22 protein-coding genes and 1 riboswitch are annotated in these 24765 nt (G+C 66.0%); of the genes, 13 read left to right on the top strand and 9 right to left on the bottom strand.

The annotated features are described in order from the left end of the window. Positions 1 to 2: 2 nt before the first annotated feature. The 7 genes from ACCD07_RS20330 (at position 3) to ACCD07_RS20300 (ending at position 6190) form a co-directional block, all read left to right on the top strand. Complete coding sequence (locus tag ACCD07_RS20330; protein WP_008446215.1) at positions 3 to 308, top strand: integration host factor subunit beta; 306 nt, start codon at positions 3 to 5, stop codon at positions 306 to 308. A 79-nt stretch (positions 309 to 387) separates the two neighbouring features. Further along, the gene (locus ACCD07_RS20325; protein WP_176655084.1) at positions 388 to 690 is read left to right on the top strand and encodes a lipopolysaccharide assembly LapA domain-containing protein; all 303 of its coding nucleotides are present in this window, start codon (positions 388 to 390) and stop codon (positions 688 to 690) included. Positions 691 to 702: 12 nt separating this feature from the next. After that, positions 703 to 1878: a lipopolysaccharide assembly protein LapB gene (gene lapB, locus ACCD07_RS20320; protein ID WP_176655085.1), complete on the top strand. Its 1176-nt coding sequence runs from the start codon at positions 703 to 705 to the stop codon at positions 1876 to 1878. 117 nt (positions 1879 to 1995) lie between these two features. Continuing rightward, positions 1996 to 3363 (top strand): UDP-glucose dehydrogenase family protein, encoded by a 1368-nt coding sequence (locus tag ACCD07_RS20315; protein ID WP_413448379.1) that lies wholly within the window; start codon positions 1996 to 1998, stop codon positions 3361 to 3363. Positions 3364 to 3373: 10 nt separating this feature from the next. Then, a complete protein-coding gene (rfaE1, locus tag ACCD07_RS20310; RefSeq protein ID WP_176655087.1) occupies positions 3374 to 4321 on the top strand; it encodes a D-glycero-beta-D-manno-heptose-7-phosphate kinase in 948 nt (315 codons plus the stop codon). Positions 4322 to 4425: 104 nt separating this feature from the next. After that, positions 4426 to 4809, top strand: coding sequence for a ComEA family DNA-binding protein (locus ACCD07_RS20305; RefSeq protein WP_353400675.1), 384 nt, complete (start codon positions 4426 to 4428; stop codon positions 4807 to 4809). 55 nt (positions 4810 to 4864) lie between these two features. After that, a complete protein-coding gene (locus tag ACCD07_RS20300; protein WP_413448378.1) occupies positions 4865 to 6190 on the top strand; it encodes an MBL fold metallo-hydrolase in 1326 nt (441 codons plus the stop codon). Positions 6191 to 6197: 7 nt separating this feature from the next. Here the strand turns inward: ACCD07_RS20300 and ACCD07_RS20295 are convergent, their stop codons facing one another. After that, positions 6198 to 6803 (bottom strand): hypothetical protein, encoded by a 606-nt coding sequence (locus ACCD07_RS20295; protein WP_413448377.1) that lies wholly within the window; start codon positions 6801 to 6803, stop codon positions 6198 to 6200. A gap of 153 nt (positions 6804 to 6956) precedes the next feature. Next, the gene (locus tag ACCD07_RS20290; RefSeq protein ID WP_413448376.1) at positions 6957 to 8726 is read right to left on the bottom strand and encodes an FAD-dependent oxidoreductase; all 1770 of its coding nucleotides are present in this window, start codon (positions 8724 to 8726) and stop codon (positions 6957 to 6959) included. Between the two features lie 184 nt (positions 8727 to 8910). On the opposite strand from ACCD07_RS20290, the gene cysM reads away from it, so the two are divergent. Continuing rightward, positions 8911 to 9813: a cysteine synthase CysM gene (cysM, locus tag ACCD07_RS20285; RefSeq protein WP_353400680.1), complete on the top strand. Its 903-nt coding sequence runs from the start codon at positions 8911 to 8913 to the stop codon at positions 9811 to 9813. Between the two features lie 84 nt (positions 9814 to 9897). Here the strand turns inward: cysM and ACCD07_RS20280 are convergent, their stop codons facing one another. The 5 genes from ACCD07_RS20280 to ACCD07_RS20260 all read right to left on the bottom strand — a co-directional run bounded on the left by ACCD07_RS20280 (position 9898) and on the right by ACCD07_RS20260 (position 15735). Next, a complete protein-coding gene (locus ACCD07_RS20280; RefSeq protein ID WP_166107892.1) occupies positions 9898 to 10236 on the bottom strand; it encodes a hypothetical protein in 339 nt (112 codons plus the stop codon). Between the two features lie 431 nt (positions 10237 to 10667). Continuing rightward, a complete protein-coding gene (gene mltB / locus ACCD07_RS20275) occupies positions 10668 to 11795 on the bottom strand; it encodes a lytic murein transglycosylase B (RefSeq protein ID WP_413448375.1) in 1128 nt (375 codons plus the stop codon). Then, positions 11786 to 13822 (bottom strand): transglutaminaseTgpA domain-containing protein, encoded by a 2037-nt coding sequence (locus ACCD07_RS20270; protein WP_413448374.1) that lies wholly within the window; start codon positions 13820 to 13822, stop codon positions 11786 to 11788. The genes mltB and ACCD07_RS20270 overlap by 10 nt, the downstream gene beginning before the upstream one ends. Further along, complete coding sequence (locus tag ACCD07_RS20265) at positions 13819 to 14808, bottom strand: DUF58 domain-containing protein (protein WP_413448373.1); 990 nt, start codon at positions 14806 to 14808, stop codon at positions 13819 to 13821. Before ACCD07_RS20265 ends, ACCD07_RS20270 begins: the two co-directional genes overlap by 4 nt. Positions 14809 to 14814: 6 nt before the next feature. Further along, on the bottom strand, positions 14815 to 15735 hold the full coding sequence (locus ACCD07_RS20260) for an AAA family ATPase (RefSeq protein ID WP_176655096.1): 921 nt from the start codon (positions 15733 to 15735) through the stop codon (positions 14815 to 14817). An 84-nt stretch (positions 15736 to 15819) separates the two neighbouring features. On the opposite strand from ACCD07_RS20260, the gene ACCD07_RS20255 reads away from it, so the two are divergent. Further along, positions 15820 to 16746: a histone deacetylase family protein gene (locus ACCD07_RS20255; protein WP_176655097.1), complete on the top strand. Its 927-nt coding sequence runs from the start codon at positions 15820 to 15822 to the stop codon at positions 16744 to 16746. A gap of 54 nt (positions 16747 to 16800) precedes the next feature. Here ACCD07_RS20255 and ACCD07_RS20250 read toward each other — a convergent pair whose 3' ends face one another. Next, positions 16801 to 18786, bottom strand: coding sequence for an OPT family oligopeptide transporter (locus tag ACCD07_RS20250; protein ID WP_176655098.1), 1986 nt, complete (start codon positions 18784 to 18786; stop codon positions 16801 to 16803). 132 nt (positions 18787 to 18918) lie between these two features. Here ACCD07_RS20250 and ylqF point away from each other — a divergent pair, with 132 nt between their 5' ends. Beyond that, positions 18919 to 19869 (top strand): ribosome biogenesis GTPase YlqF, encoded by a 951-nt coding sequence (gene ylqF / locus ACCD07_RS20245; RefSeq protein ID WP_413448372.1) that lies wholly within the window; start codon positions 18919 to 18921, stop codon positions 19867 to 19869. 98 nt (positions 19870 to 19967) lie between these two features. Here ylqF and ACCD07_RS20240 read toward each other — a convergent pair whose 3' ends face one another. Next, entirely contained in the window at positions 19968 to 20765 is a 798-nt protein-coding gene (locus tag ACCD07_RS20240) for a DODA-type extradiol aromatic ring-opening family dioxygenase (RefSeq protein ID WP_413448371.1), read from the bottom strand. Positions 20766 to 20877: 112 nt separating this feature from the next. Continuing rightward, positions 20878 to 21047, top strand: a riboswitch (cobalamin riboswitch). Between the two features lie 80 nt (positions 21048 to 21127). Here ACCD07_RS20240 and ACCD07_RS20235 point away from each other — a divergent pair. From ACCD07_RS20235 to ACCD07_RS20225, 3 genes are all read left to right on the top strand, one after another. Further along, entirely contained in the window at positions 21128 to 23119 is a 1992-nt protein-coding gene (locus ACCD07_RS20235; RefSeq protein WP_413448370.1) for a TonB-dependent receptor family protein, read from the top strand. After that, entirely contained in the window at positions 23119 to 24006 is an 888-nt protein-coding gene (locus ACCD07_RS20230; RefSeq protein WP_413448369.1) for a cobalamin-binding protein, read from the top strand. The genes ACCD07_RS20235 and ACCD07_RS20230 overlap by 1 nt, the downstream gene beginning before the upstream one ends. 87 nt (positions 24007 to 24093) lie before the next feature. Next, positions 24094 to 24759, top strand: coding sequence for a thiol:disulfide interchange protein DsbA/DsbL (locus ACCD07_RS20225; protein ID WP_176655103.1), 666 nt, complete (start codon positions 24094 to 24096; stop codon positions 24757 to 24759). The last annotated feature ends 6 nt before the right edge of the window (positions 24760 to 24765 follow it).

The raw sequence follows: 24765 nt of genomic DNA, 5'->3' as shown, positions 1-24765 counted from the left end.
CGATGACTAAGTCCGAGTTGATCAACCGCCTGGCTGAGCGTTATTCTCAGCTGGTGGCCAAAGATGCGGAGTATGCCGTCAAGACCATACTGGATGCGATGACCAACGCCCTGGCGACCGGTCAGCGCATCGAGATCCGCGGTTTTGGCAGCTTTGCCCTCAACAGCCGGCCACCGCGTATCGGACGTAATCCGAAGTCGGGCGACAAGGTGATGGTGCCCGAAAAACGGGTGCCTCACTTCAAGCCGGGCAAGCAATTGCGCGAGCGGGTTGACGCGATGGTCGGGCAACCGATCATCGAGGACTGAAGCGTCTGATGAGTTAAAATAAAAGCGGCGTCTACGGATGCCGCTTTTTTTTAGAAATACTGAACAGGAAACCTGGCCAATGAAATTCATCTCCACGATTATTGGATTCGTTCTTTTCGTCCTGTTTTTTGGCTTTGCCCTGAAAAATACGCAGGAAGTCGACCTGCACTTTTTCCTCCACTATGACCTGCACGGGCCGCTGGTGCTGATGCTGCTCGGCTTCTTCGTGGCCGGCGCCTTCCTCGGCGTGCTGGCGCTGACGCCGACGGTGTTCCGCCACCGCCGCGAAACGAACAAACACAAGACCACGATCTCGACGCTGCAAAGCTCGGCGCTGCAGCCCAATGTCCAGCCGCAGCCGGACAGCATCAATACACAATAAAAAACACAAAGCATGGAATTCGAACTCTGGTGGTTATTGGGTATCCCGGTCTTCTTCGGACTGGGCTGGGTCGCCGCGCGCGTCGACATTCGTCAACTGGTGTCCGAATCGCGCACGCTGCCGCGCGGCTACTTCAAGGGCCTGAACTTCCTGCTCAACGAGCAGCCCGACAAGGCGATCGACGCCTTCATCGAGATCGTGCGGCTGGACCCGGAAACGGCCGACATGCACTTCGCGCTGGGCAACCTGTTCCGCCGCCGTGGCGAGACCGAGCGGGCCATCCGCGTGCACCAGAACCTGCTGTCGCGTCCCGACCTGCCGCAGGAGCAGAAGGAGCACGCGCAGTACGAGCTGGGCATGGACTACCTGAAGGCCGGCCTGCTGGACCGCGCCGAGGAAACCTTCACCTCGATGGTCAGCGGCCAGTACGCGGTGCAGGCGCGCCGCGCGCTGCTGGAGATCTTCCAGCGCGAGAAGGAATGGCCGCGCGCGATCGAGGCGGCCATCGGCCTGCAGGAATCGGGCGCCGGCTCGCGCCAGAAGGAAATCGCCCAGTTCTACTGCGAGCTGGCGCAGGACGCGCTGGTGCACATGCATCCGGAGGACGCCTTGCCGCTGCTGGAGAAGTCGCTGCAGGCCGACCGCGTCAACGTGCGCGCCACGATGCTGACCGGCGACGCCCAGCTGGCGCAGGGCGACGTCGAGGGCGCGCTGATGACCTGGCGCCGCGTCGAGCAGATCAGCGTGCCGCACACGGCGCTGGTGGCGCAGCGCATGATGGACGCCTACCGCAAGGTGGGCCGCCCGCAGGAAGGCGTCAGCCTGCTCAAGTCCTATCTGGAGCAGGCCTCGTCGATCGACCTGATCGAGGTGGTGTACAAGGCGGTGCTGGAGCTGGACGGCGTCGACGCGGCCAAGCAGCTGGTCAGCAACGAGCTGCGCCGCACGCCGACCCTGCTGGGCCTGGACAAGCTGCTGGAGGCGCGGCTGATGGATGCGCCGGCCAACCTGGTGCCGGAACTGTCGATGGTGAAGAACCTGGTACACGGCTATACGCAGAAGCTGGCGCGCTACCAGTGCAGCCACTGCGGTTTCAAGGCGCGCCAGTTCTACTGGCAGTGCCCGGGATGCAGCCGCTGGGAGACCTACCCGCCGCGCCGCACCGAAGAACTGAATGTCATGAATTAAATACGGCGCCGCCGCAGTCGTTCCCGCGCAGGCGGGAACCCATACTCAGCATGGATTCCCGCTTGCGCGGGAATGACGGCGGGGCGGCAGCGCTGCTAACAAGAAGGCGGAATACACATGAAAATTACAATTATCGGCACCGGCTATGTAGGCCTCGTCACCGGCGCCTGCCTCGCCGAACTGGGCAACGACGTGTTCTGCCTCGACGTCGACCAGAAGAAAATCGACCTGCTCAACAACGGCGGCATCCCGATCCACGAGCCGGGCCTGGAGGAAGTGGTGGCGCGCAACCGCGCCGCCGGCCGCCTGCAGTTCTCGACCGACGTCGCCGCCTCGGTGGCGCACGGCTGCCTGCAGTTCATCGCCGTCGGCACGCCGCCGGACGAAGACGGCTCGGCCGACCTGCAGTACGTGCTGGCCGCCGCCAAGAACATCGGCCGCCACATGACCGAGTTCAAGGTCATCGTCGACAAGTCGACCGTCCCGGTGGGCACGGCGGACCGCGTCAAGGCGGCGGTGCAGGCCGAGCTGGCCGCGCGCGGCGACGGGTCGACCTTCTCGGTGGTGTCCAATCCGGAGTTCCTCAAGGAGGGCGCGGCGGTGGAAGACTTCATGCGGCCGGACCGCATCGTCATCGGCTGCGACAGCACGGCGGAAGGCGAGAAGGCGCACGGCCTGATGAAGAAGCTGTACACGCCGTTCAACCGCAACCACGAGCGCACCTTCTGGATGGACGTGCGCTCGGCCGAATTCACCAAGTACGCGGCCAACGCCATGCTGGCCACCCGCATCTCGTTCATGAACGAACTGGCCAACCTGGCCGACCAGGTGGGCGCCGACATCGAGGCGGTGCGCCACGGCATCGGCTCCGATCCGCGCATCGGCCACAGCTTCCTGTACGCCGGCGCCGGCTACGGCGGTTCCTGCTTCCCGAAAGACGTGCAGGCGCTGGAACGCACGGCGCGCCAGTACAACCAGGACCTGCTGATCCTGCGCGCGGTGGAGGCGGTCAACGACAAGCAGAAGCTGGTGCTGGGGCAGAAGGTGGTCAAGCGCTTCGGCGACGATTTGCGCGGCAAGCATTTCGCCGTGTGGGGCCTGGCCTTCAAGCCGAACACCGACGACATGCGCGAAGCGCCGGCGCGCGTGCTGCTCAAGCAGCTGCTCGACGGCGGCGCCACTGTGGCGGTCTACGATCCGGTGGCGATGGCCGAGGCCAAGCGCGTGCTGGGGCTGGACCTGAACGCCGAGGAGATGGCGCGCGTGCGTTTCGCCGCCAGCCCGATGGATACGCTGACCGGCGCCGAGGCGCTGGTGATCGTCACCGAATGGAAGGCCTTCCGCAGCCCGGACTTCGACCGCATCAAGGCCGCGCTGAAGCAGGCCATCATCTTCGACGGCCGCAACCTGTTCGAGCCGGAAGTGATGGCCGAAGCGGGCTTCGAATACCACGGCATCGGCCGTTCCATCCTGACCCGCACTTGAAGAGGTTGCCGTGAGCACTGCCGTGACGACGTATCAAACCCCCGCGCTGGACCAGGTGCGCATCCTGGTGGTCGGCGACGTCATGCTGGACCGCTACTGGTTCGGCGACGTCAGCCGCATCTCGCCGGAGGCGCCGGTGCCCATCGTGCGCATCGAGAAGCGCGAGGCGCGTCTGGGCGGCGCCGCCAACGTGGCGCGCAACGCGGCCGCGCTGGGCGCGCATGCCGGCCTGCTGGGCGTGGTCGGCGCCGACGAGGCGGGGACCGAGGTGGAGCAGCTGCTGCAGGGCGGCGGCATCCACAGCTACCTCAAGCGCGACGACGCCATCTCCACCATCATCAAGCTGCGCGTCATCGGGCGCCAGCAGCAGATGGTGCGCATCGATTTCGAGGAGGCGCCCACCGACACGGTGCTGCGCGACAAGCTGGTGCAGTTCAAGGCGCTGCTGGCCGATTACGACGTGATCGTGCTGTCGGACTATGCCAAGGGTTCGCTGGTCAACGTGGCCGACATGATCGCCTCGGCGCGCGCGGCCGGCAAGGTGGTGATGGTCGATCCCAAGGGCGACGATTTTTCCCGCTACGCCGGCGCCACCGTGCTGACGCCGAACAAGTCGGAAATGAAGCGCATCGTCGGCAGCTGGAACAGCGAGGAACAGCTGACGGCCAAGGCGCAGCAGCTGCGCGCGGAGCTGAAGCTGGACGCGCTGCTGCTGACCCGCTCGGAAGAGGGCATGACCTTGTACACCGACGGCGCGCAGTTCCACATGCCGGCGCAGGCGCGCGAGGTGTTCGACGTCTCGGGCGCCGGCGACACCGTCATCGCGACCATGGCTTGCATGCTGGGAGCGGGCGCCGGCTGGAACGAGGCGGTGCAGACGGCCAACCGCGCCGGCGGCATCGTGGTCGGCAAGCTGGGCACGGCGACGGTCACGCGCGAGGAGCTGTTCAGCGCTTGATCCATGTCAAAGGCCGCGTTGTCAACCGCGGCCGAGGTTGGCCGTTAAGGGAACTCAAGGCGCGATTGTCGCCCTTGCTTTTCACCCACAACGGAGATAGAGACATGTTCAAGAAACTATTGCTGGCAGTTGCAACCCTGATTGCAACCATGAGCTTCGCTTTCGCGCAAGTCGACGTCAACAAGGCCGACGCGGCCGCGCTCGATTCGATCAAGGGCATCGGCCCGGCCAAATCGAAGGCCATCCTGGAAGAGCGCAAGAAAGGCGATTTCAAGGACTGGCCGGATCTGGAGAAGCGCGTCAAGGGCATCGGCGAGAAAAGCGCGGTCAAGCTGTCGCAGGCTGGCCTGACCGTGAACGGCAAGCCGCTCGATGGCGCGCCGATGGCAGCGCCGGCCGACAAGCCTGCGGCCAAAGCGGACAAGGCGGCCGCCAAGGCTGACAAAACCGCCGCCAAGGCCGACAAGGCCGCCGCCCCCGCCAAGTAAGTCTCATGCTGGCCGGCAAACCGCAGCGTCATCGCTGCGGTGCTAACATGGCGGGATGACGCTTAAAATCTCTCGCATCCTGCACGCCGGCTATGTCTTCGAATGCGACGGCACGCTGATCGCATTCGATCCGATCTTCGAGAACCCGTTCAGCAGGAACTGTCACGCCTTCCCGGACGTGCGCTTCGATCATGCGCGGATACGCGGCATGAAGCCCGATGCGGTGTTCATCTCCCACTTCCACGACGACCACTGCTCGATGGAGAGCCTCGACCTGCTCGATCGCGCCACGCCGGTTTATCTGTACTGCCTGTTCGACGAGCTGTTCGCGATGATACGGCAACTTGGCTTCACCAATGTGCAGGCGCTGGCGGTCGACGCGCCGGTGCGGGTGGGGGCGTTCGAAGTCATTCCGCGCAAGGCGCTGGACTCGGACGTGGATTCGATGTTCCACATCCGCGCCGCCGGCCTGAACGTGCTGAACGTGGTCGATTCGTGGATGGACCCGGAAACGCTGGAGCAACTGAAGGCCTACGCGCCGTGGGACATGGTGCTGTGGCCATTCCAGACCATGCGCGAGATCGACGTCATCGCGCCGTCGCGCGCGGGAGCGCCGGATCCCCGCGCGGCCAGCGTGCTGCCCGAGGAATGGCCGGAGCAGCTGCGCGCGCTGGCACCGCGCTACGTCGTCCCCAGTTCCTGCCAGTTCGTGCAGGAGCCGTGGTCCTGGTACAACCACGCTCTGTTCCCGATCACCTACCGCCAGTTCGCCGACGAGGTGAGTGGATGGCTGCCCGGCGCCGCCGTCGTGCGGCTCAATCCATCGGTCTCCTTCGAACTGACGCCGCATGCGTTGACGCCGGCCGCGCCGCTGCCTTGGGTGCTGCCCGTTGGCGAGCAGGATGTCGACTACGACTACCGTCCCGATATCGCGCCGCCGCCGACCTCGGAGATCGCCAGCCATTTCGCCGCGCTCGGCGACCAGCAGACCGCGCAGGTGCTGGACTACTGCCGCACCGGCCTGGCCGAAAAATACGCGGACATGGAACTGCCGGCGGACAGCTACTTCGCCACGCCGTGCATCTGGCAGTTGTCGCTGTACGACCATGCGGGCACGGTCCACCAGTTCCGCTACCGTATCCACGGCGATGCCATCGCAGCGACCGGCGACGGGGAGGCACCGACCTGGCATACCGAAATCCCGATGGCCAAGCTGTACGCCGGCCTGGCGCTGGGCGAGTCGCTGACGTCGATGTACATGCGCATCAGCGGCGCGCCGGCCGATGCCGACATCGTCGACGACCCGTTGATACGCTGCTTGTTCAACGACGCCTTCGGCGCCTATCAGGCGGCGCAGCTGCGCCGTCTTGGGCGGGCATGATGATGCCTCAGTGGATATCGTCCATCTGGTCGATCTCGCGGCGATAGCGGGGCAGGCGGCGCTCCAGCGTGTTTTGCGCCTGGTGATTGGCGTGTTCCACCAGCGTCAGCGCGGTGCTCAGTGCGACGCTCATCGACTTGGCGGCGGCCGCCATCGCATCGGCCGGCGACAGCGGCGGCGTGGCGGCCTGCTTGCTTTGCCGGGTGCGCAGACTGGCGGCGTTGACCCAGGTCTTTTCGCCGGGGAAGCGTATCCACAGCTCGCGCCATGCATTGCGGCCACCTCCCGTCACTTGTTGCACCATCTGGTTGGGCGAAACGGCGCGGCCTTCGTAGATCAAGTCGTCGCCGCTGACTTCGGCGATATGCCATTCATTGTTCATGTGCACGCGGAGACGCGTCGCATCGGGCAGGAATAGTTGTTTCCACTGATAGCCGCGCATCGGCGCCGCGTCGTCACGGTCCCTGGCTATCCAGAGTTTGATGGCGTGGGAGATCGCCTCGGCGGGAGACAACGTGCTGCCGCTCTGGCGCAGGTAGTCCTGCAGTTCAGCGAGCGCGGCAGGAGGAATGGCCGATGTGGGCTGCGGTTTCGAATGCGTGAGAGGGTTCATGCTCTTTCTCCTTCAGGATTTTGTCGTTTTTCTTCTCTTACTGTTTGTTAGACAGTCGAACGAAATCGAAGTTCAAAACTGATAAGAAGAGACAAAAAGAGAACGCCAAAAGAGAACGATCCCCCTCATGGAGGGGAATCGGGCATGCCTGTCCTAGTTGTAGACCTTATCCGCAGGCAAGTTCGCCAGGAACTGGTGGATCTGCGACACCACCGCCGCGCCTTCGCCGACCGCCGCCGCCACCCGCTTGGTGGACGTGGCGCGCACGTCGCCGATGGCGAACACGCCCGGCACGCTGGTCTCCAGCGCCGCCCGCGACGGCAATTCCTTCGGATACACGCCGTGCGCGAAATTGGCCTTGCACTGCGCCTTGGTCACGTCGAAGCCGGTGCGGATGAAGCCGTGGCTGTCGACGTCCACGCCGCAATCGCTGAGCCACGCCGTGTTGGGATCGGCGCCGATGAACAGGAACACGCGGCAGACGTCGTAGTCGCATTCCTGCTCGCTCTGCGAATTGCGGATGCGCACCTGCTTCAGGCCGTCCTCGTCGCCTTCAAGCGCGACGATTTCCGAGTGCGTGTGCAGCTCGATGTTCGGCGTCGCCTGGATGCGTTCGATCAGGTAGCTGGACATGGTGGAAGCCAGGCTGTCCTTGCGGATCAGCATGTGCACCTTGGACGCGTGGCCCGACAGGAACACCGCGGCCTGGCCGGCCGAGTTGCCGCCGCCGACCAGCACGATTTCCTCGGTCTTGCACAGCTGCGCCTCGATCGGCGAGGCCCAGTAGTACACGCCCTTGCCCTCGAACTGCTTGAGGTTGGCCAGCGACGGCCGGCGATAGCGGGCGCCGCACGACAGCACCACGGTCTTGGCCTTCAGCCGCTGCAGGCTGCCGCACATTTCCACTTGCAGCGGATAGGTGTCGCAGACCAGGCGGCCGGCCGGTGCCGGGATCGCCACCTCGACGCCGAATTTCTGCGCCTGCACGTAGGCGCGGCCGGCCAGCGCGCGTCCGGAGACGCCGGTGGGGAAGCCCAGGTAGTTCTCGATGCGCGCGCTGGCGGCCGCCTGGCCGCCATAGGCGCGCGTTTCCAGCGCCAGCACCGACAAGCCTTCGGATGCGGCGTACACGGCCGTCGCCAGGCCGGCCGGGCCGGCGCCGACGACGATCACGTCCCAGATCTTTTCGCTGTCGATGTCGGGCAGCATGCCGAGGCAGCGGCCGATGTCGACCACGGTCGGGTTTTTCTTGACGATGCCGTCCGGGCAGACCACCAGCGGCAGCTCTTCCGGCTTGGGCTGGTAGTGCGCCATCAGCTGCGCGGCCTGCTGGTCCAGCTCGGGATCGAGCACCACGTGCGGATGACCGTTGGCGGCCAGGAAGCTTTGCAGCGTGTGGATGCGGCCGTGGCCGCGCGGGCCGACGATCACCGGGCCGCCGGAATTCTGTTCGATCAGGCCGACGCGGCGCAGGATCAGCGCGCGCACGATGCGCTCGCCCAGGTCGGCGTGCGCCACCAGCAGCGCGCGCAGCGATTCGGACGGTACCACCAGCACCTCGACCTCGCCCTCGGCCACGCCGTTGCCCAGCGAAGGGCGGCCCGACAGCTGCGCCACTTCGCCGCTGAACTGGCCGCGCGTGTGGGTGGTGATGTAGGAGGTGTTGCCCAGTCCGTCGTAGCGGCTGACGACGATGCCGCCCTTGAGCACCAGCATCAGGCCGAAGCTGGTCTTGCCCGCTTCGAAAATCATGTCGCCGTCGCTGAAGTGGCGCACATGGCCGAAGCGCATCATGTGCTTGACGTCGACCGCGCTCAGCGTGGGGAAAATCTGGTGGCGGCGTTGCTCCACGTCGATCAGGGGGCGCGGCGTGGGCTCGTCCGGTGTTTCTTCGGGGAGCAGTTCCGTGGAGGTGGTGGCCATGACGATTCCGGAAAATGAAAGGGGTTGCAGAAATGGTGCAAGTCTATCGCATGCGGCCCTCGCAGTCCAAAACTTCCACCCCGTTTCCCCCATACGGAGGAGCCGGGCCAGGGCTTGCAATACGCGCAAGTCCAACTCGGATTAAAATGCCTGTTTTGGCGCAATTCACTGAAGATAGAACACGATGGCTTACAAGACTCTGGAAGACACGATCGGCAACACACCGCTGGTGCAGCTGACCCGGTTGCCCGGCGCCGATGCGCTGGCCCGCAACAATATTATTCTCGGCAAGCTCGAAGGCAATAATCCGGCCGGCTCGGTCAAGGACCGCGCCGCCATGTCGATGCTCAAGCGCGCGGAAGAGCGCGGCGACATCAAGCCCGGCGATACGCTGATCGAGGCCACCAGCGGCAACACCGGCATCGCGCTGGCGATGGCGGCCGCATTGCGCGGCTACAAGATGCTGCTGCTGATGCCGGAGAACCTGAGCATCGAGCGGCGCCAGAGCATGGCCGCCTACGGCGCGCAGATCATGTTGACGCCCAAGACCGGCGGCATGGAGTACGCGCGCGACATGGCCGAGCAGCTGCAGAAGGACGGCAAGGGCCGCATCCTCGACCAGTTCGGCAACTTCGACAACGCCCGCGCCCACTACGAGGGCACCGGCCCGGAAATCTGGCGCGACACCGAAGGCCGCGTCACCCACTTCGTCAGCGCCATGGGCACCACCGGCACCATCATGGGCGTGTCGCGCTACCTGAAGGAGCAGAACCCGCAGGTGCAGGTGATCGGCGCCGAGCCGGAAGAGGGCTCGTCGATCCCCGGCATCCGCAAATGGCCGGAAGCCTACCTGCCGAAAATCTACGAGCGTTCGCGGGTGGACCAGGTGGAATCGGTGTCGCAGGCGGCGGCCGAACGCATGGCGCGCCGGCTGGCGGCCGAGGAAGGCATCTTCTGCGGGATTTCGGCGGCGGGCGCCTGTGAGATTGCGCTGCGCATTTCGCAGACGGTGGAGAACGCGACCATCGTGTTCATCGTCTGCGACCGCGGCGACCGCTACCTGTCGACCGGGGTATTTCCGGCTTAAGGCGCGGCTAAGGCGTGGCGTAAGGCATTACTTCCCTCGCCCCCCGAGTAAGGGGGAGGGAGTGCAAGCAGGACAACGGCTCGATCAGCCTTGGCCGCCGCCTGGTTCGCCTTCTTTAGGCTTGAACTGCTTGTCGCTGATGCGGAACTTGTTGCGGCGGTCGCCCATCAAGTAACGCAGGTCGCGGATGCTCAGATCGCTCACCTCGTGCATGCGGATCAGCAGCGAGGCGCCGACCGGCAGGCGGTGGTGGCGGATCTTGCTGATCACCGGCGGCGCCACTTCCAACGCGCGCGACAGGGCCGCGTCGTTTTTCAGGCGCAGGTTCTCGATCAGGGTATCGAGCAGGCGGTTGGGATTGTATTGCAGCAGATCATCGCCATCCGCATCGTTGTTCATATCTATGCCGACTTGGTTTGTCATGATTTCGTCTTTTCCTTCTGATAAAGTTGTCCTGCAAAGTACAACACTCGGAGCTCGCTTTGCTGCGTTAATGTTCATCCTTACCAAGGAACGAATTCAAACACGGACACGGATTCCGGGATAACAAGTTTCATAATATATACACAATTCTACAACAACACGCCATCTAATACTCATAAGCAATAAAAAAACCTGATTGCCCATAGGGTATTGTTGTCCGGTTGCAACATTGTGTGAGAATTATACACCCACTCATATGATATGCTGAGAGTGCACACTTTTGATTAACTGATAAAGTTAATTATAAGATAATTTTGTTGTAAGCGCGCTGACTTTTGCCTGCAATTATCACAAGTGTGGACAAATAATTTCCGAGTGTCAACTAAACAATACAAGCAGCAAAGCCGCGCAACAAGGCACTTTACGCTTCCTTACAATCCGCCCCGGGCCAGCCGCACCGCGCGGCCCAGCTCCACCACCGACATCGCGTAGAAATAGCTGCGGTTGTATTGAGTGATCGCAAAGAAATTATTGTTGGCCAACCAGTATTCCGTCGGCTCGGCGCCGTTTTGCAAGTCCACCAGGCCATAGGTCTGTTGCTCCGGCACCGGGATGGCGGTGGTCACGCCGGCCGCCGCCAGCTCCTGCGCCGGGTATTTGGCGCTCAGGCCCTGGTTGATCATGCGTTCCCAGGCGCGGTTCGGCGACACGCTGGCCGAGTACACCAGCGGGCCGCCCTTGTCGCGCTCCCAGCCGTGGCCGGCCAGGAAGGCCGCCACGCTGCCGATGGCGTCGGTGCTCGAGCCGAGCAGGTCGACCTGGCCGCTGCCGTCGAAGTCCACCGCATACTTCATCACGCTGCTGGGCATGAACTGCGGCATGCCGATGGCGCCGGCAAACGAGCCACGCAGCGACAGCGGATCGATGCCGTTCTGGCGCGCGAACAGCAGGGTCGCTTCCAGCTCGCTGCGGAAGAAGGCCATGCGCTCGCTGCGCTGCGGCGCTTCCGGATAGGAGAACGCCAGCGTGGTCAGCGCGTCGACGACGCGGAAGCGGCCCGTGTTGCGGCCGTACACGGTTTCCACGCCGATGATGCCGACCAGGATTTCCGCCGGGATGCCGTACAGCGACTCGGCCCGCTCCAGCGCCTCGCGGTTGTCGTTCCAGAACTTGACGCCGCCGTCGATGCGCGCCGGATCGATGATCAGCCGGCTGTAGGCTTGCCAGTTCTTCGGCTTGCCCGGCGGCGCAGGTTTGACCAGCTGCACCGCCGAATCGACGTAGCGCACCTGGCCCATCAGCGTGTTCAGCGCGGCGCGGTCGAAGCCGTCGCGGCCGGCCACGTCGTCGAGGAAGGCGCGCACGTCCTTCCACTCGCCGAAGTTGACGAACTCGCCGACGTAGTCGATCGGCGGCGGGCCCTTCTTCTTGACCACGGCCGGCTTCTTCTTCGGCTGCATGCTCGGCGGCAGCTTGTAGCCGTAGGGATCGACGGCGGCGGCCTGGCCCAGGGTGGCGGCGCCCAGCAGCAGGGCGGTAATCAGAGTCTTCATCGGCATAGAGGTAGCAGTGTTTTCAGCGTCGTTAGCGACGATGATCGTGGTTCGGCCCCTGCCGCGCTGTACTTCAGCGTACCGTACAGGGATAAAAATTGTTCCATGGCCGCGTGTTTCTCCCCGCTGGCCGGCATCGCGCGCAGCCGCGCCGCGTAAGCGTGCGGCCCTTCGTCCGCGCGGCGCGCATAACCGTGGCGCGCCTGCTGCCGGCAAAAGGCGTCGTACAGCCCGTCGAGCGGATCGGCCGGGCGCCGCTGCCGCCGCCAGCGCAGCCCGTACAGCAGGGCGCACACCAGCGCCGCGCCCAGTGCGCTGCGCCAGTTGGCGAAGGCCGCGCCTAGTTCTTCAAGGAAACTTCGCTGCCTATCTGGATTGTAATCCAGGACCCATTGATTCCAACAATTATTCAACGCGGCATAGTTAAATCTGAGTTGCGCCAGCCACGAATTGGGATCGTTTTGCAAGTCGATCAAGGGGCCGAGGCCGAAGGCGGAGGTCTGCGGCAGCGCGCGCGCCAGGTTTTGGGCGATGCGCTCGGGGGCGACGGCGCCCGTCGGGTCGACGCGGCGCCAGCCCCGGCCGGGACTCCAGTACTCGGCCCAGGCGTGGGCGTCGGACTGGCGCACGGTGACGTAGCCGTCGACCGGATTCAGTTCGCCGCCCTGGTAGCCGGTCACCACCCGCGCCGGGATGCCCATGGCGCGCATCAGCACCACGAAGGCGCCGGCGTAGTGCTCGCAGAAGCCGGCCTTGCTGTTGAACAGGAACTCGTCGACGGCGTCGCGGCCCAGCAGCGGCGGCTGCAGCGTGTAGCTGTAGCCGCCGTCGTGGAAGCGCTGCAGCAGCTGCTGCGCGAGGGCGGCCGAGTCGGCGGCCGGCAGCGGCGGCAGGGGCGTGCCGGACGCCGGATCGGCATGGCGCAGCTGGCGCGCCAGCGCCAAGGTGCGCGGGTTGAAGCCGGCCGGCAGCTCGGTCCAGCGCGCCATGCGCCGCGGGTCGTCGTCGGCCTGGATGGTGAAATCGGTCCAGGCGGTGGTCTCGTAGCGTACGCGCTGGGTGAGCGGATCGGTGGTGAAGAATTCCAGCTCGTCGGAATCGCGCACGCGGTAGCCGGCCAGCTTCAGTTCCGGGCCGCTGAGCTCCAGCGCCGCCAGCCAGCGCGTGTTGCCCGGCTCCAGCGTGACCTGCAGCCGCAGCGGCTTGCCGCGCATGGCGATGGCGATCTCCTGCCGCGGCTGGCCGCGCCGGCGCGGCACGCGGGTCCAGGTGCGGCCGTCGTAGTCGCCCAGCACGATGCTGCGCCAGTACAGCAAATGCTTGGGCGGCGGCGGCAGGTCGTCGAGGAAGCGCGCGCGGAAGGCCACCGCCTCCGATTGCGCCAGCGACGACAGCGTGCCCGGCGCCATGCTGTCGGAAATGCCGGTGTGGCCGGTGTGGGCGTCGCCCGGCAGGCCCCACAGCGGACCCTGGATGCGCGGGAAGCCGAAGAACATCAGCACCGCCAGCGGCGCGGCGAGCACCGCGATCCGGGCCGCCATGCGCAGGCGCGCGGCCAGCGGCGGCACGGCGCCGGTGTACTGGAACGACATCTGCGCCGTCAGCAGCACGATCAGCGTGGCGCCCATGCACAGCGCGGTCAGCATCGTCTGCGAATAGAAGAAGTTGGTCAGCAGGACGAAGAAGCTGAGGAACACCACCACGAACAGGTCGCGCCTGGCGCGCATCTCCAGCAGCTTGAACGCCAGCAGCAGCGCCAGCATGGCCACGCCGGCGTCGCGCCCCAGCAGCGTGTGGTAGCTGCGCCAGACGCCGGCCATGGCCGCCATCGACACCGGCAGCAGCAGCCACAAGGGCGGCATGCGCTTGCCGCGCCAGGTCAGCGCGGCGCGCCACAGCAGCGTGCCGCACACGGTGGCGGTGATCCACGCCGGCAGGTGCTCGAAGTGCGGCGCCAGCACCATCAGCGCGGCCGCCAGCAGCAACAGCGTGTCGGACTTGTCGCGCGGCAGATGGCGCAACCAGGACATCATGAGGCGTGCCCGAACAGCGCCAGCGCGCGCAGGCAGGCCGCCTGGTGGGCGTCGCCCAGCGCCGGGCCGTATTCGTGCTGCGCCAGGCGGAAGGTGTAGGGCAGGGCGCGCTGCTCGGCCTCCAGCACCCAGCGCGTCATGCGCGACAGCTTTTGTTCGAGCTCCATCTGCAGCGGCAGCTCGGCGAAATCGAGGCACAGCTCGGCCACCGCGCCGCCGTCGAAATGCTTGGTCACCAGCTGCCCGCCCAGCGCCGGATCGTGGCGCGCGATCTGGCGCCAGGCCAGGTGCCGCATCGGATCGCCCGGCTGGTAGCTGCGGATGCCGGCGAAGTTATCCAGGCCCACGGTGCCGTGGCCGTCCGCGCTGGCCGCGCCGCTCGACGGCAGCGGCTGCGCCGGCGTCTCCGGCGCCGGATACACCAGCACCTTCAGGTCGGGCCGCCAGTAGCTCCACGCGCGGAACAGGCCCAGCGGAAAGCGGGTGACCAGGCGCACGCGCGGCGCCGCCAGCCAGCCGCGCTCCCCGCTGGCGGCCGACAGCCGCACCGCGCTGCTGCCGCCGGCGAGTACGTCGGTGGCCTGGCGCGGCTCGCCGTCGGCCTGGAAGCCCAGCCAGACGGCGTAGCGATCGCGCTTGCCGCGGTTGTTCAGGTGCAGCTCGAACTGCGCCTCCTCGCCGGCGAACACCGGCTGCGCGCGGCCCGGCGCCAGCTGCAGCATGGCCAGGTTCTTCGCGGTCAGGTACATGTCGGCCACCGCGCAGGCGCCGGCAAAGAAGGTCAGCGCGAAGCCGAGGCCGAGGTTGTAGTTGAGCGCGCCGATCAGCATCACCAGCAGCAGGCCGCAGAAGGCCAGGCCGGGGCGGGTCGGCACGATGAAGACGCGGCGCATCGTCAGCGTCACCACGCCCGGTTCGCTGTCCCGCAGCTGGAACAGCCACTTGTCGCGGGCCTTGCGGTAGAGACTTTGCAGCGGCGCGGCCATGGCTGCCTAGACGGGCACCGATTTTTGCAGCTGCAGCACCAGGTCGCGGCTGGCCAGCGCCACGCCGTGCGCCGACTTCAGCGGCCGCAAACGGTGGGCGCACACCGGCACCAGCACCGCCTGCACGTCCTCCGGCAGCACGTGGTCGCGGCCCTCCAGCGCGGCCCAGGCGCGCGCCGCCTGCAGCAGCGCGATGGCCGCGCGCGGGCTCATGCCCTCGGCGAACAGGCCGTTCTGGCGCGACGCGGCGGCCAGCGCCTGCACGTAGTCGATCAGCGCCGGCGACGCGTGGATGCGGCGCAGCTCCTGCTGGGCGGCGGCCAGCTCGGCCGGCGTCATCGCCGGCTTCAGCGACTTGAGCAGCACGCGGCGGTCCTCGCCCATCAGCAGCGCGCGCTCGGCGGCGGCGTCCGGGTAGCCCAGTGAAAGGCACATCAGGAAGCGGTCCAGCTGCGACTCCGGCAGCGGAAAGGTGCCGATCTGGTGGGTCGGGTTTTGCGTGGCGATGACGAAGAACGGCTCCGGCAGCGCGCGCGTGACGCCGTCGGCGCTGACCTGGCGCTCCTCCATCGCCTCCAGCAGGCCGGATTGGGTCTTCGGCGTGGCGCGGTTGATTTCATCGGCCAGCAGCACCTGGGTGAAGATCGGGCCCGGATGGAACACGAAGCCGTTCTTTTCGCGCTCGTAGATGGAGATGCCGTTGACGTCGGCCGGCAGCAGGTCGCTGGTGAACTGCACGCGGTTGAAGCGCAGCCCCAGCGACAGCGACAGCGCGTGGGCCAGCGTGGTCTTGCCCACGCCCGGCACGTCCTCCACCAGCAGGTGGCCGCCGGCCAGCAGGCAAGTGAGCGCCTGGCGGATCTGCAGGTCCTTGCCGACGATGATGTGGCCAACCTGCCTGGCGACGGCGTGCAATTTTGTGTACATGGTATGTGTGGTAGATTAGCGCTTACCGGATTCTATGCGAGAAACTGCGCAGAGGATACAGATTGATCCGCAGTACAAAATACCATGACCACAGCCATCTACAGCCATCCCGATTGCGCCCGCCACGACATGGGCGACTGGCACCCCGAATCGCCGGCGCGCCTGCAGGCGATTGCCGACCAGCTGATCGGATCGCACATCAGCGACCTGCTCGAGCACCGCGAGGCGCCGCTGGTGCGGATCGAGGACCTCGAGCGCAACCATAGCCAGAACGCCATCGCCATCGTGCGCGACAACGTGCCGGCGCCGGGCGACACCTATCCGATCGATGGCGACACCTCGCTCAACGCCTACAGCTGGCTGGCCGCGCAGCGCGCCGCCGGCGCCGCCGTGGCCGCGACCGACGCCGTCATCGACGGCGAGATCCAGAACGCCTTCTGCTCGGTGCGCCCGCCCGGCCACCACGCGCGGCCGGTCGAGCCGATGGGCTTTTGCCTGTTCAATAACGTGGCCGTCGCCGCCAAGCACGCGCTCGACGCGCGCGGGCTGGCGCGGGTGGCCGTGGTCGACTTCGACGTCCATCACGGCAACGGCACCGAGGAAGCGCTGATCGCCGAGCCGCGCGCGCTGATGGTCAGCTTCTACCAGCACCCGTTCTATCCCTACTGCGAGCCGGAGCCGATCACCGAGCGCCTGGTCAACGTGCCGGTGCCGGCGCACAGCAAGGGCGACGTGGTGCGCCGCGTCGTCACCGAACAGTGGCTGCCGGCGCTGCATGCCTTCAAGCCGGAGATGATCTTCATCTCGGCCGGCTTCGACGCCCACCGCGAGGACGACATCGGCGGCATGGGCCTGGTGGAGGCCGACTACGCGTGGATGACCGAGCAGGTGATGGAGGTGGCGCGCCTGTACGCCAAGGGCCGCATCGTCAGCTGCCTCGAAGGCGGCTACAACCTGTCGGCCCTGGGCCGCAGCGTGGTCGCGCACCTGAAGGCGCTGGCGGAGCTCTGACGTAAAAAAAGCCGCCCGGCGGAACGGGCGGCTTCTGTGTCTGGCGGATGCGGATCAGGCGTTGACGGCGCGGCCGTTGTTGGCCGACCAGCGGTACAGGCCCCAGACCACGGCGACGCCGACGACCAGCGCGATGATCATCATGTGCGCCTCGCTCAGCGAGTTGGCGATGGCCAGCGGCTCGCCCTTGCCCGACACCACGATCAGGCCGGCCAGCGCGACGTTGAACAGGCTCTCGCCGACGATGAAGCCGGACATCACCAGCACGCCCAGGCGCTTGGCGGTGTCGCCGCCGACCTTGTGCTCCATCGCGCGGTCGAACAGGTAGCCGGTCACGGCGCCGATGCAGACCGGCGTGATCACCGCGCTCGGCAGGTAGATCGCCAGGCCCACGCCCAGCGGCGGCAGGCTGTACTTGCCGTTGCTGGATTTCTTCAGGCCGTAGTTGATCAGCACCAGCAGCAGGCCGACCAGCGCGCCGTAGCCCAGCAGGTCCCAGCGCAGCTGGCCGCCGATGACGCCTTTGGCCAGGGTCGAGATCAGCAGCGCCTGCGGCGCGGCCAGCGGCTGGTCCGAGATCGAATTGAGGTTGGGCGCGCCGACGAAGCCGTTGGCGTGATTGAGCAGCTCCAGCACCGGCGGCACCACGCACGAACCGGCGACCACGCCGATCAGCAGGCCGACCTGCTGCTTCCATGGCGTGGCGTCGACCAGCTGGCCGGTCTTCAGGTCCTGCAGGTTGTCGTTGCCGATCACGGCGACGGCCAGCACCACGGTGGTGACGAACAGCGCGTAGGCAATCAGCGCCTGCGCCACTTCCGGGCCCATGACGCTGCGGCCGACCATGCCCACGCTCAGCGCGGCGCCGAGGATGGTCAGGATGGCGATGCCGGACACCGGCGAATTGGAGGAGCCGATCAGGCCCGCCATGTAGCCGCAGACGGCGGCGGCGAACATGCCGGCGATCAGGATGTAGCCGATGCCGACGGCCACCAGCGGGAACGCCAGCGAGGCCAGCGGGCCGCCTTGCAGGAAGCTCGCCAGCAGCCAGCCGGCCGGCACCATCGACAGCAGCGTGACCAGGCCGACCACGAAGATCGGCAGATCCTGTTCGGTGCGATCGAGCACGCCGCCGTTGGCCTTGGCCTTGCGCGACGACTCCATCGCCGACTTCAGGCCGCCGAGGATGGGCTTGGCCAGGCCGGCCAGCGTGATGATCGCCGCCATGCCGATCACGCCGGCGCCCATCATGCGCACTTCCTTGGACCAGATGCCCAAGGCGTGGCCGGCGGCGTCGACGCCTGCGGCGGCCGGCGTCAGGGACGTCATCAGCGGCACCATGATGCCCCAGGCGATGACCAGGCCGGCCAGCATCGCGACGCCGACGGTGATGCCCATCAGATGGCCGGCGCCGATCAGCGCCAGCGAGCTCGATGCGCCGATGCCGGTGGCGCCCGCGCCGGTGCGGAAGTAGATCGACACTTCGCCGGCCATCAGCTTGACGGCGGCGCCGGCGGCGAAGACGGCCGAGGCCACGCTGCCCCAGATCACCGCCCACAGGCCGGCCTTGCCTTCGGCGGCGCCGGCGCGCGAGGCCATGCCGACCTTGAGCACTTCGGCCGCGGCCACGCCTTCAGGGTAGGGCAGGTCGGACTGCGACACCAGCGCGCGGCGCAGCGGCATCGTGTACATCACGCCCAGCACGCCGCCGATGGCGCAGGCGCCGAAGGTCGGCCAGAACGGCACCTTGGCCCACCAGCCCACCATCAGCAGGCCTGGCAGCACGAAGATCACCGACGCCAGCGTGCCGGCGGCCGAGGCGATGGTCTGGACGATGTTGTTTTCCTGGATGGTGGCATCCTTGAAGGCGCTGAGCAGCGCCATCGAGATGACGGCCGCCGGGATCGAGGTGGCGAAAGTCAAACCTACTTTCAGGCCGAGGTAGACCTGAGCCGCCGTAAACACCAGCGTAATCAGAATGCCCAGAATAATGCCGCGAAGAGTGATTTCCTTCGGGTTGGACGGTGCAGCTATGCTCATCTTCAGCACTCCGGTTTGATAAATGGTTGTTTATATAATCAGAAAAATCGAAAAGCGACCCATGATATCCGAAGTCCGGACGGGGCTGCGGGTAAAATAGCGGATTGTCAGAACGATTTTGAAGGTCAGAGCATGTCGATACAATGGTACCCGGGGCACATGAACGCCGCCAAGAAGAAGGCGGCGGAGCAGATGGAGAACACCGATCTGGTGATCGAGGTGGTCGACGCGCGCCTGCCCGAGGCCAGCACCAATCCGATGGTGGAGGAGCTGCGCAAGTTCCGCCAGCGTCCATGCCTGAAAATCCTCAACAAGATCGACCTGGCCGATCCGGCCGCCACGGCGGCCTGGGTGGCGTACTACAACGCGCAGGAAGGCGTGACCGCGTTCGCGATGACGACCAAGAAGCCGGCCGACGTGGCCCGCGTGCCCGAGCTGGCCAAACAGCTGGCGCCGCACCGCGGCGTGCCGACCAAGCCGCTGCGCATCATGATCATGGGGATACCCAACGTCGGCAAGTCGACCTTGATGAACGCGCTGCTGAAAAAGCGCGTGGCCAAGGTCGGCGACGAGCCGGCGGTGACCAAGCAGCAGCAGAAGCTGTACCTGGACAAGAACACCATCCTGGTCGACACGCCGGGCATGCTGTGGCCGAAGATCGCGCTGCCAAGCGACGGCCTGATGCTGGCCGCCAGCCATGCGATCGGCTCGAACGCGCTGATCGAGGAAGAGGTGGCGGTGTTCCTGGCCGACGAGCTGTTGAAGCACTACCCGCAGCTGCTGGTGGCGCGCTACGGCTTCAAGGAGATCGAAACCTTCGACGGCATCGCCGTGGTGGAGGGCGTGGCGGCCAAGCGGGGCTTCCGCCAGAAGGGCGGCGACCTCGATTTCGAGAAGGCCTCGCACACCTTCCTGGGCGACTACCGCAGCGGCATCCTGGGCCGCATCTCGCTGGAGACGCCGGCCACGCGCAAGGAGCGGCTGCAGATCCACGAAGCCGAGATGGCGGTCAAGGCCGCCGAAAAAGCCGCCCTCGCCGCCGCCAAGGCCGAAGCCTACGCCAACGGCAAGCGCGGCTCTTAAAGATCCGGGGTCAGATCCGACATTTGGACACGAGCTCTGCCGTAATCGCCATTACGGCAGAGCTCGTGTCCAAATGTCGGATCTGACCCCGGATCTGTTTAGCCGAAGCGGAAGCTGGAGACGGCCAGCGATCCCATGAACGCGTCTTCGTGGTAGGGCACGGCCGCCGCTTCGTCCTCGGCCGCGCCCAGCGCCACCATCAGCGGCAGCAAATGCTCCTCGCGCGGATGCGCCATGCGCGCGGCCGGGGCTTTTTCCCATTCCAGCAGCTGCGCGCTGCGCTCCTTCGGCGGCAAGGCCATCGTCGCCCTCAGCCAGTCGTCGAACGCGTGCGAGGCCGCCGCGCCCTGCGCGTTGAAGGCGCGCAGGTTGTGGTAACTCAGCCCGCTGCCCACGATCAGCACGCCTTCCTTGCGCAGCGGCGCCAGCAGGCGGCCCACCTGCAGGTGCGTCAGCGGGTCGAGGCCGTGCTTCAGCGACAGCTGCACGATCGGCACGTCGGCATCCGGATACACCGGGTACATCGCGCTGAAGGTACCATGGTCGAAGCCGCGCTGCGCGTCCAGCTGCGCCGGGAAGCCGCCGGCATCCAGCAAATCCTTCACCTGCGCCGCCAGCTCCGGCGAGCCGGGCGCGCTGTACTGCACCTCGTAGGTGTGCGGCGGGAAGCCGCCGTAGTCGTAGATCATCGGCGGCTTGGGCGAGGACGACAGCATGAAATCGCGGCCCTCCCAGTGCGCCGTGATCACCAGCACGGCTTTCGGCGTGACGCCGACCTGGCGCGGGATGTCGCGCAGCGATGCGTCCAGCCGGCCGTACAGATGGCCGACCTGGTCCATCATGAACGGCCAGGGGCCGCCGCCGTGGGAAAGGAAGTAGGTTGGTAGGGTGCTCATGGCATTGCTCCGGTTTGACATTGACATCCACTATAAGCATCGCGGCCGCCGCGATCAATCCATGAAATGTAGATGGATACTATCTAAATTGTTAATGATCCGGCACGCGGGCGTATAATGCCCGGGTTCTGGTGCTCGCCCATGTGCTCACATGCGCAGTTAAACGGGAAACACAGGCCGCCTCCGCTCCACAGCGAACCGGCCAAGGTGTGCTGCCCCCGCAACGGTAACGCGACGTCAAGGTCGCCAGCCCGGATATCGGCCAGACATGGGGGAAGCGTGCGCCGCCACGACGCGCACGGCTTCCGTGCACTTCCGGCTTGCGGGGACGCAGGCGGATGTCTCTTTTGAAAAGATCTGTCATGAATTCCACCGCTGTCCAACCGCGCCTGCTGGCCGTCGCCGTTTCCCTCTGCTTTAGCGCCGCTGTCCCCCTCACCGTGCTGGCACAAGACGTTGCCGGCGCCCAGGTATCCCAGGTGCTGGCGCCCGTCGTCATCACCGGCTCACGCTTCGACGCCGACCCTGCCCTGTCCACGATCGGCGCCACCATCATCAGCGCCGACGATATCCGCCGCTCCGGCGCCAGCGACGTCAACGCCGCGATCCGCAAGGTGGGCGGCGTCTACGGCCGCCAGAGCCTGGACGGCAGCCCGGACTTCGGCCTCGACCTGCGCGGCTTCGGCGCCGATAGCAGCCAGAACATGGTCATCGTGCTGGACGGCGTGCGCCTGTCGGAAAATGAACTGAGCAACGCCATCCTGTCGGCCATCCCGATCGACACCGTGGAGCGCATTGAAATCACGCGCGGCGGCGCCAGCGTGTTGTACGGCGACGGCGCCACCGGCGGCGTGATCAGCATCGTCACCAAGCGTCCGGGCAAGAACACCAGCCGCGGCAGCGTGTTCGTCGAAGGCGGCCAGTTCCGCGCCGGCGAGGTGCGCGTCTCCGGCGCGCAGGCGTGGGACGGCTTTGCCGCCGACGCCACGCTGGCCACCCAGCGCACCGACAACTACCGTGACAACAACGAATTCAAGCAGACCCATTTCAGCGGCGGCGCCCAGTGGTTCTCCAACAACGGCCGCATCGGCTTCCGCTACGAAGGCGCGCGCCAGGACACGCATTTCGCCGGCGCGTTGACGGAAGCGCAGTTCAACGCCAATCCGCGCCAGACGCTGACGCCGAATGACAACGGTTCGCTCGACAGCGACCGCTTCACCGCCTTCGCCCAGCGCCGCATCGGCGCCTACGACCTGGCGGCCGACCTGTCGTACCGCAAGAAGACGGTGGATTCGACCTACTTCTTCGGCGCCTCGCCATCGACCACCACCTACGACAGCAAGCAGACCCAGTTCTCGCCGCGCGTGCGCCGCCTGGGCGACATCGGCGGCATGCTGAACGAAATGGTGGCCGGCTTCGACTGGACCGAGTGGAACCGCACCACCACCGCCTCGTACTCTGCCGCCGACGCCACCCAGCATTCGAAAGCACTGTACGTGCGCGACGAACTGCGCTTCGATACCGCCCATGAAGGCCGCGTCTCGGCCGGCGTGCGCCGCGAGATCTTCGACAAGGACTTCAGCGATCCGCTGGGCTACGGCACCACCGCCTACAAAACGGCGCAAGGCCTGAACGCGTGGGAACTGCAGGCCAGTTACCTGCCGGTCGCCAGTCTGACCGTGTACGGCAAGGCCGGCCAGAGCTACCGTGTAGCCAACTCCGATGAAAACGCGCTGACGCCGGTGCCGAATGAAGCGCTGCAGCCGCAGCAGTCGCACGACCTGGAACTGGGCGCGAGCTATGCCACCGCCGCGCAGAAGGTCACTGCCCGCGTCTTCCGCCACAACCTGACCAACGAGATCTTCTACGATCCGACGATCTTCACCAACACCAATCTGGCACCTACCCGACGCGAAGGCTTCGAAGTCGATGCCGAACAGCGCATCGGCGCCGACTGGAACGTCACCGCGCACTACCAGCACGTGGACGCCAAGTTCACCGGAGGCGCCAACAATGGCAAGCAGATGGTGCTGGTGCCGGAGAACACGCTGACCGCGCGCCTGAGCTGGACCCCTGCCAGCGGCCAGACTGCCGACGTCGGCGCACAGTGGGTCGACAGCCAGCGCTACGGCTCGGACTTCGACAACACCTGCTCCGGCAAGATCCCTTCCTACACCACGCTCGACGCGCGCTATGCACGCAGGTTCGGCCAATGGGAGCTGGCGCTGGCGGGCACCAACCTGAGCGACAAGCACTACTACTCGCAGGCGTTCACCTGCGATGCCAGGGGCAAGAGCGGAATCTATCCATCGGACGGCCGCCAGCTGAAAGTCTCGGCGCGCTACGAGTTCTGATGAAAGCCGCCACCACCTCCGTTCCCGCCGCCTTGCTGGCGCTGGCGTGCCTGCCGGTGGCGGCGCACGCCGTCACGGTGAGGGACGACGCCGGCAACAGCGTCACCCTCGCCAAGCCGGCGCAACGCATCATCTCGATGGCGCCGCACATCACCGAGCTGTTGTTCGCGGCCGGCGGCGGCGACCGCGTGGCCGGCGTGATGAACTACAGCGACTACCCGGAGGCGGCCAAGCGCCTGCCGCTGGTCGGCAGCGATGCGCAGATCGACATGGAGCGGGTGCTGGCGCTGCGGCCGGACCTGCTGGTGGTATGGAGGACCGGGAACACCGCGCGCCAGCTGGAGCAGCTCAAAAGCCTGGGCATCCCGATCTTCTACAGCGATCCGCACAAGCTGGACGAGGTGGCCACCAGCCTGACCCGCCTGGGCCAGCTGATGGGCACCGAGGCGCTGGCGCAGAGCGCCGCGCAGGACTACCGGCAGAAGATCGCCAGGCTGTCGTCCACCTATGCGCGGCGGCCGACGGTGCGGGTGTTCTATCAAATCTGGGAAAAGCCGATTTTCACGCTGAACGGCGATCACATCGCCAGCGACGCGATGCGCGTCTGCGGCGGCCAGAACGTGTTCGCCGCGCTGAAGGTGCCGGCGCCGACGGTCAGCACGGAAGCGGTGCTGCAGGCAAATCCGGAAGCGATCGTCGGCGGCGAGAAGCATGACGCCGAATCCGGCATCAATATCTGGCAGCAGTACAAGGGCATGGAGGCGGTCCGGCGCGGTAACCTGTTCATGCTCGACAGCGAACTGCTGGTGCGCGCCACGCCGCGCATCGCCGACGGCGTCGCCGTGTTGTGCGAAAAACTGGAGACGGCGCGCCGCCGGCGGCCTTGAGGTCCCCTTAATCCCCTCTTAATATGCGCGGCGTAAAAAAGGTGGTAATCTCCCGGCGTTTGCCACCTAACCTGTTGAAGGACTGTTATGCGTTTCCTGAGCTTCCTGCGTCCCCTGATTGCCACCGCCGCCTTTATGGCCGCAGCCGCCGGCGCCCATGCCGCCGACTTCAAGAACGGCCTCGATTACAACACGGTGGACCTGCCGGCCCGTCCGGACACCGGCAAGAAGGTCGAAGTGCTGGAAGTGTTCATGTACCACTGCCCGCACTGCAACGCGCTCGACGCGCCGCTGGCGGACTGGGTCAAGAAGCAGGGCGACAAGATCGTGTTCCGCCGCATGCACCTGGGCGAGGACGCGCAAGCCAAGGCCTTCTTCACGCTGGAAGCGATGAACGCGCTGGGCAACGGCCTGCACGAGAAGTTCTTCCACGCGATCCACGTCGAGCATAACCGCCTGAATACGGACGCATCCATCCTGGACTTCGTGGTCAAGAACGGCGTCGACAAGAACAAGTATCTGGAATTTTTCAACTCGTTCGCGGTCCAAACCAAGATGAAACGCGGTGTGCAGATCGCAAACCAGTATAAAATCGACAGTGCGCCTGCCCTGGTGATCGACGGTCACTACACGACCTCGCCGGCGGTGGCTGGCCACGGCCTGTCGTCCGCTCCAGCGGCGCACGCGGCCATGTTCGCGGTGATGGATAGCCTGGTTGCCAAGTCGGCTCAGGAACGCGCCGGGAAGAAGTAAGGAGCA

This window comes from Duganella sp. Dugasp56, from assembly GCF_047304105.1.
Classification (GTDB): Bacteria; Pseudomonadota; Gammaproteobacteria; order Burkholderiales; family Burkholderiaceae_D; genus Rugamonas; species Rugamonas hordei.
Note: the sequence above shows the minus strand (reverse complement) of the source record. Positions and strands in the feature narration are given on the sequence as shown.

Bases quoted from the DNA above. Each gene is read 5' to 3' on its own strand.
- ACCD07_RS20330 (WP_008446215.1), top strand. From the start codon at position 3: ATGACTAAGTCCGAGTTGATCAACCGCCTGGCTGAGCGTTATTCTCAG.
- ACCD07_RS20325 (WP_176655084.1), top strand. From the start codon at position 388: ATGAAATTCATCTCCACGATTATTGGATTCGTTCTTTTCGTCCTGTTT.
- lapB (WP_176655085.1), top strand. From the start codon at position 703: ATGGAATTCGAACTCTGGTGGTTATTGGGTATCCCGGTCTTCTTCGGA.
- ACCD07_RS20315 (WP_413448379.1), top strand. From the start codon at position 1,996: ATGAAAATTACAATTATCGGCACCGGCTATGTAGGCCTCGTCACCGGC.
- ACCD07_RS20305 (WP_353400675.1), top strand. From the start codon at position 4,426: ATGTTCAAGAAACTATTGCTGGCAGTTGCAACCCTGATTGCAACCATG.
- ACCD07_RS20300 (WP_413448378.1), top strand. From the start codon at position 4,865: ATGACGCTTAAAATCTCTCGCATCCTGCACGCCGGCTATGTCTTCGAA.
- ACCD07_RS20295 (WP_413448377.1), bottom strand. From the start codon at position 6,803: ATGAACCCTCTCACGCATTCGAAACCGCAGCCCACATCGGCCATTCCT.
- ACCD07_RS20290 (WP_413448376.1), bottom strand. From the start codon at position 8,726: ATGGCCACCACCTCCACGGAACTGCTCCCCGAAGAAACACCGGACGAG.
- cysM (WP_353400680.1), top strand. From the start codon at position 8,911: ATGGCTTACAAGACTCTGGAAGACACGATCGGCAACACACCGCTGGTG.
- ACCD07_RS20280 (WP_166107892.1), bottom strand. From the start codon at position 10,236: ATGACAAACCAAGTCGGCATAGATATGAACAACGATGCGGATGGCGAT.
- mltB (WP_413448375.1), bottom strand. From the start codon at position 11,795: ATGCCGATGAAGACTCTGATTACCGCCCTGCTGCTGGGCGCCGCCACC.
- ACCD07_RS20270 (WP_413448374.1), bottom strand. From the start codon at position 13,822: ATGATGTCCTGGTTGCGCCATCTGCCGCGCGACAAGTCCGACACGCTG.
- ACCD07_RS20265 (WP_413448373.1), bottom strand. From the start codon at position 14,808: ATGGCCGCGCCGCTGCAAAGTCTCTACCGCAAGGCCCGCGACAAGTGG.
- ACCD07_RS20260 (WP_176655096.1), bottom strand. From the start codon at position 15,735: ATGTACACAAAATTGCACGCCGTCGCCAGGCAGGTTGGCCACATCATC.
- ACCD07_RS20255 (WP_176655097.1), top strand. From the start codon at position 15,820: ATGACCACAGCCATCTACAGCCATCCCGATTGCGCCCGCCACGACATG.
- ACCD07_RS20250 (WP_176655098.1), bottom strand. From the start codon at position 18,786: ATGAGCATAGCTGCACCGTCCAACCCGAAGGAAATCACTCTTCGCGGC.
- ylqF (WP_413448372.1), top strand. From the start codon at position 18,919: ATGTCGATACAATGGTACCCGGGGCACATGAACGCCGCCAAGAAGAAG.
- ACCD07_RS20240 (WP_413448371.1), bottom strand. From the start codon at position 20,765: ATGAGCACCCTACCAACCTACTTCCTTTCCCACGGCGGCGGCCCCTGG.
- ACCD07_RS20235 (WP_413448370.1), top strand. From the start codon at position 21,128: ATGAATTCCACCGCTGTCCAACCGCGCCTGCTGGCCGTCGCCGTTTCC.
- ACCD07_RS20230 (WP_413448369.1), top strand. From the start codon at position 23,119: ATGAAAGCCGCCACCACCTCCGTTCCCGCCGCCTTGCTGGCGCTGGCG.
- ACCD07_RS20225 (WP_176655103.1), top strand. From the start codon at position 24,094: ATGCGTTTCCTGAGCTTCCTGCGTCCCCTGATTGCCACCGCCGCCTTT.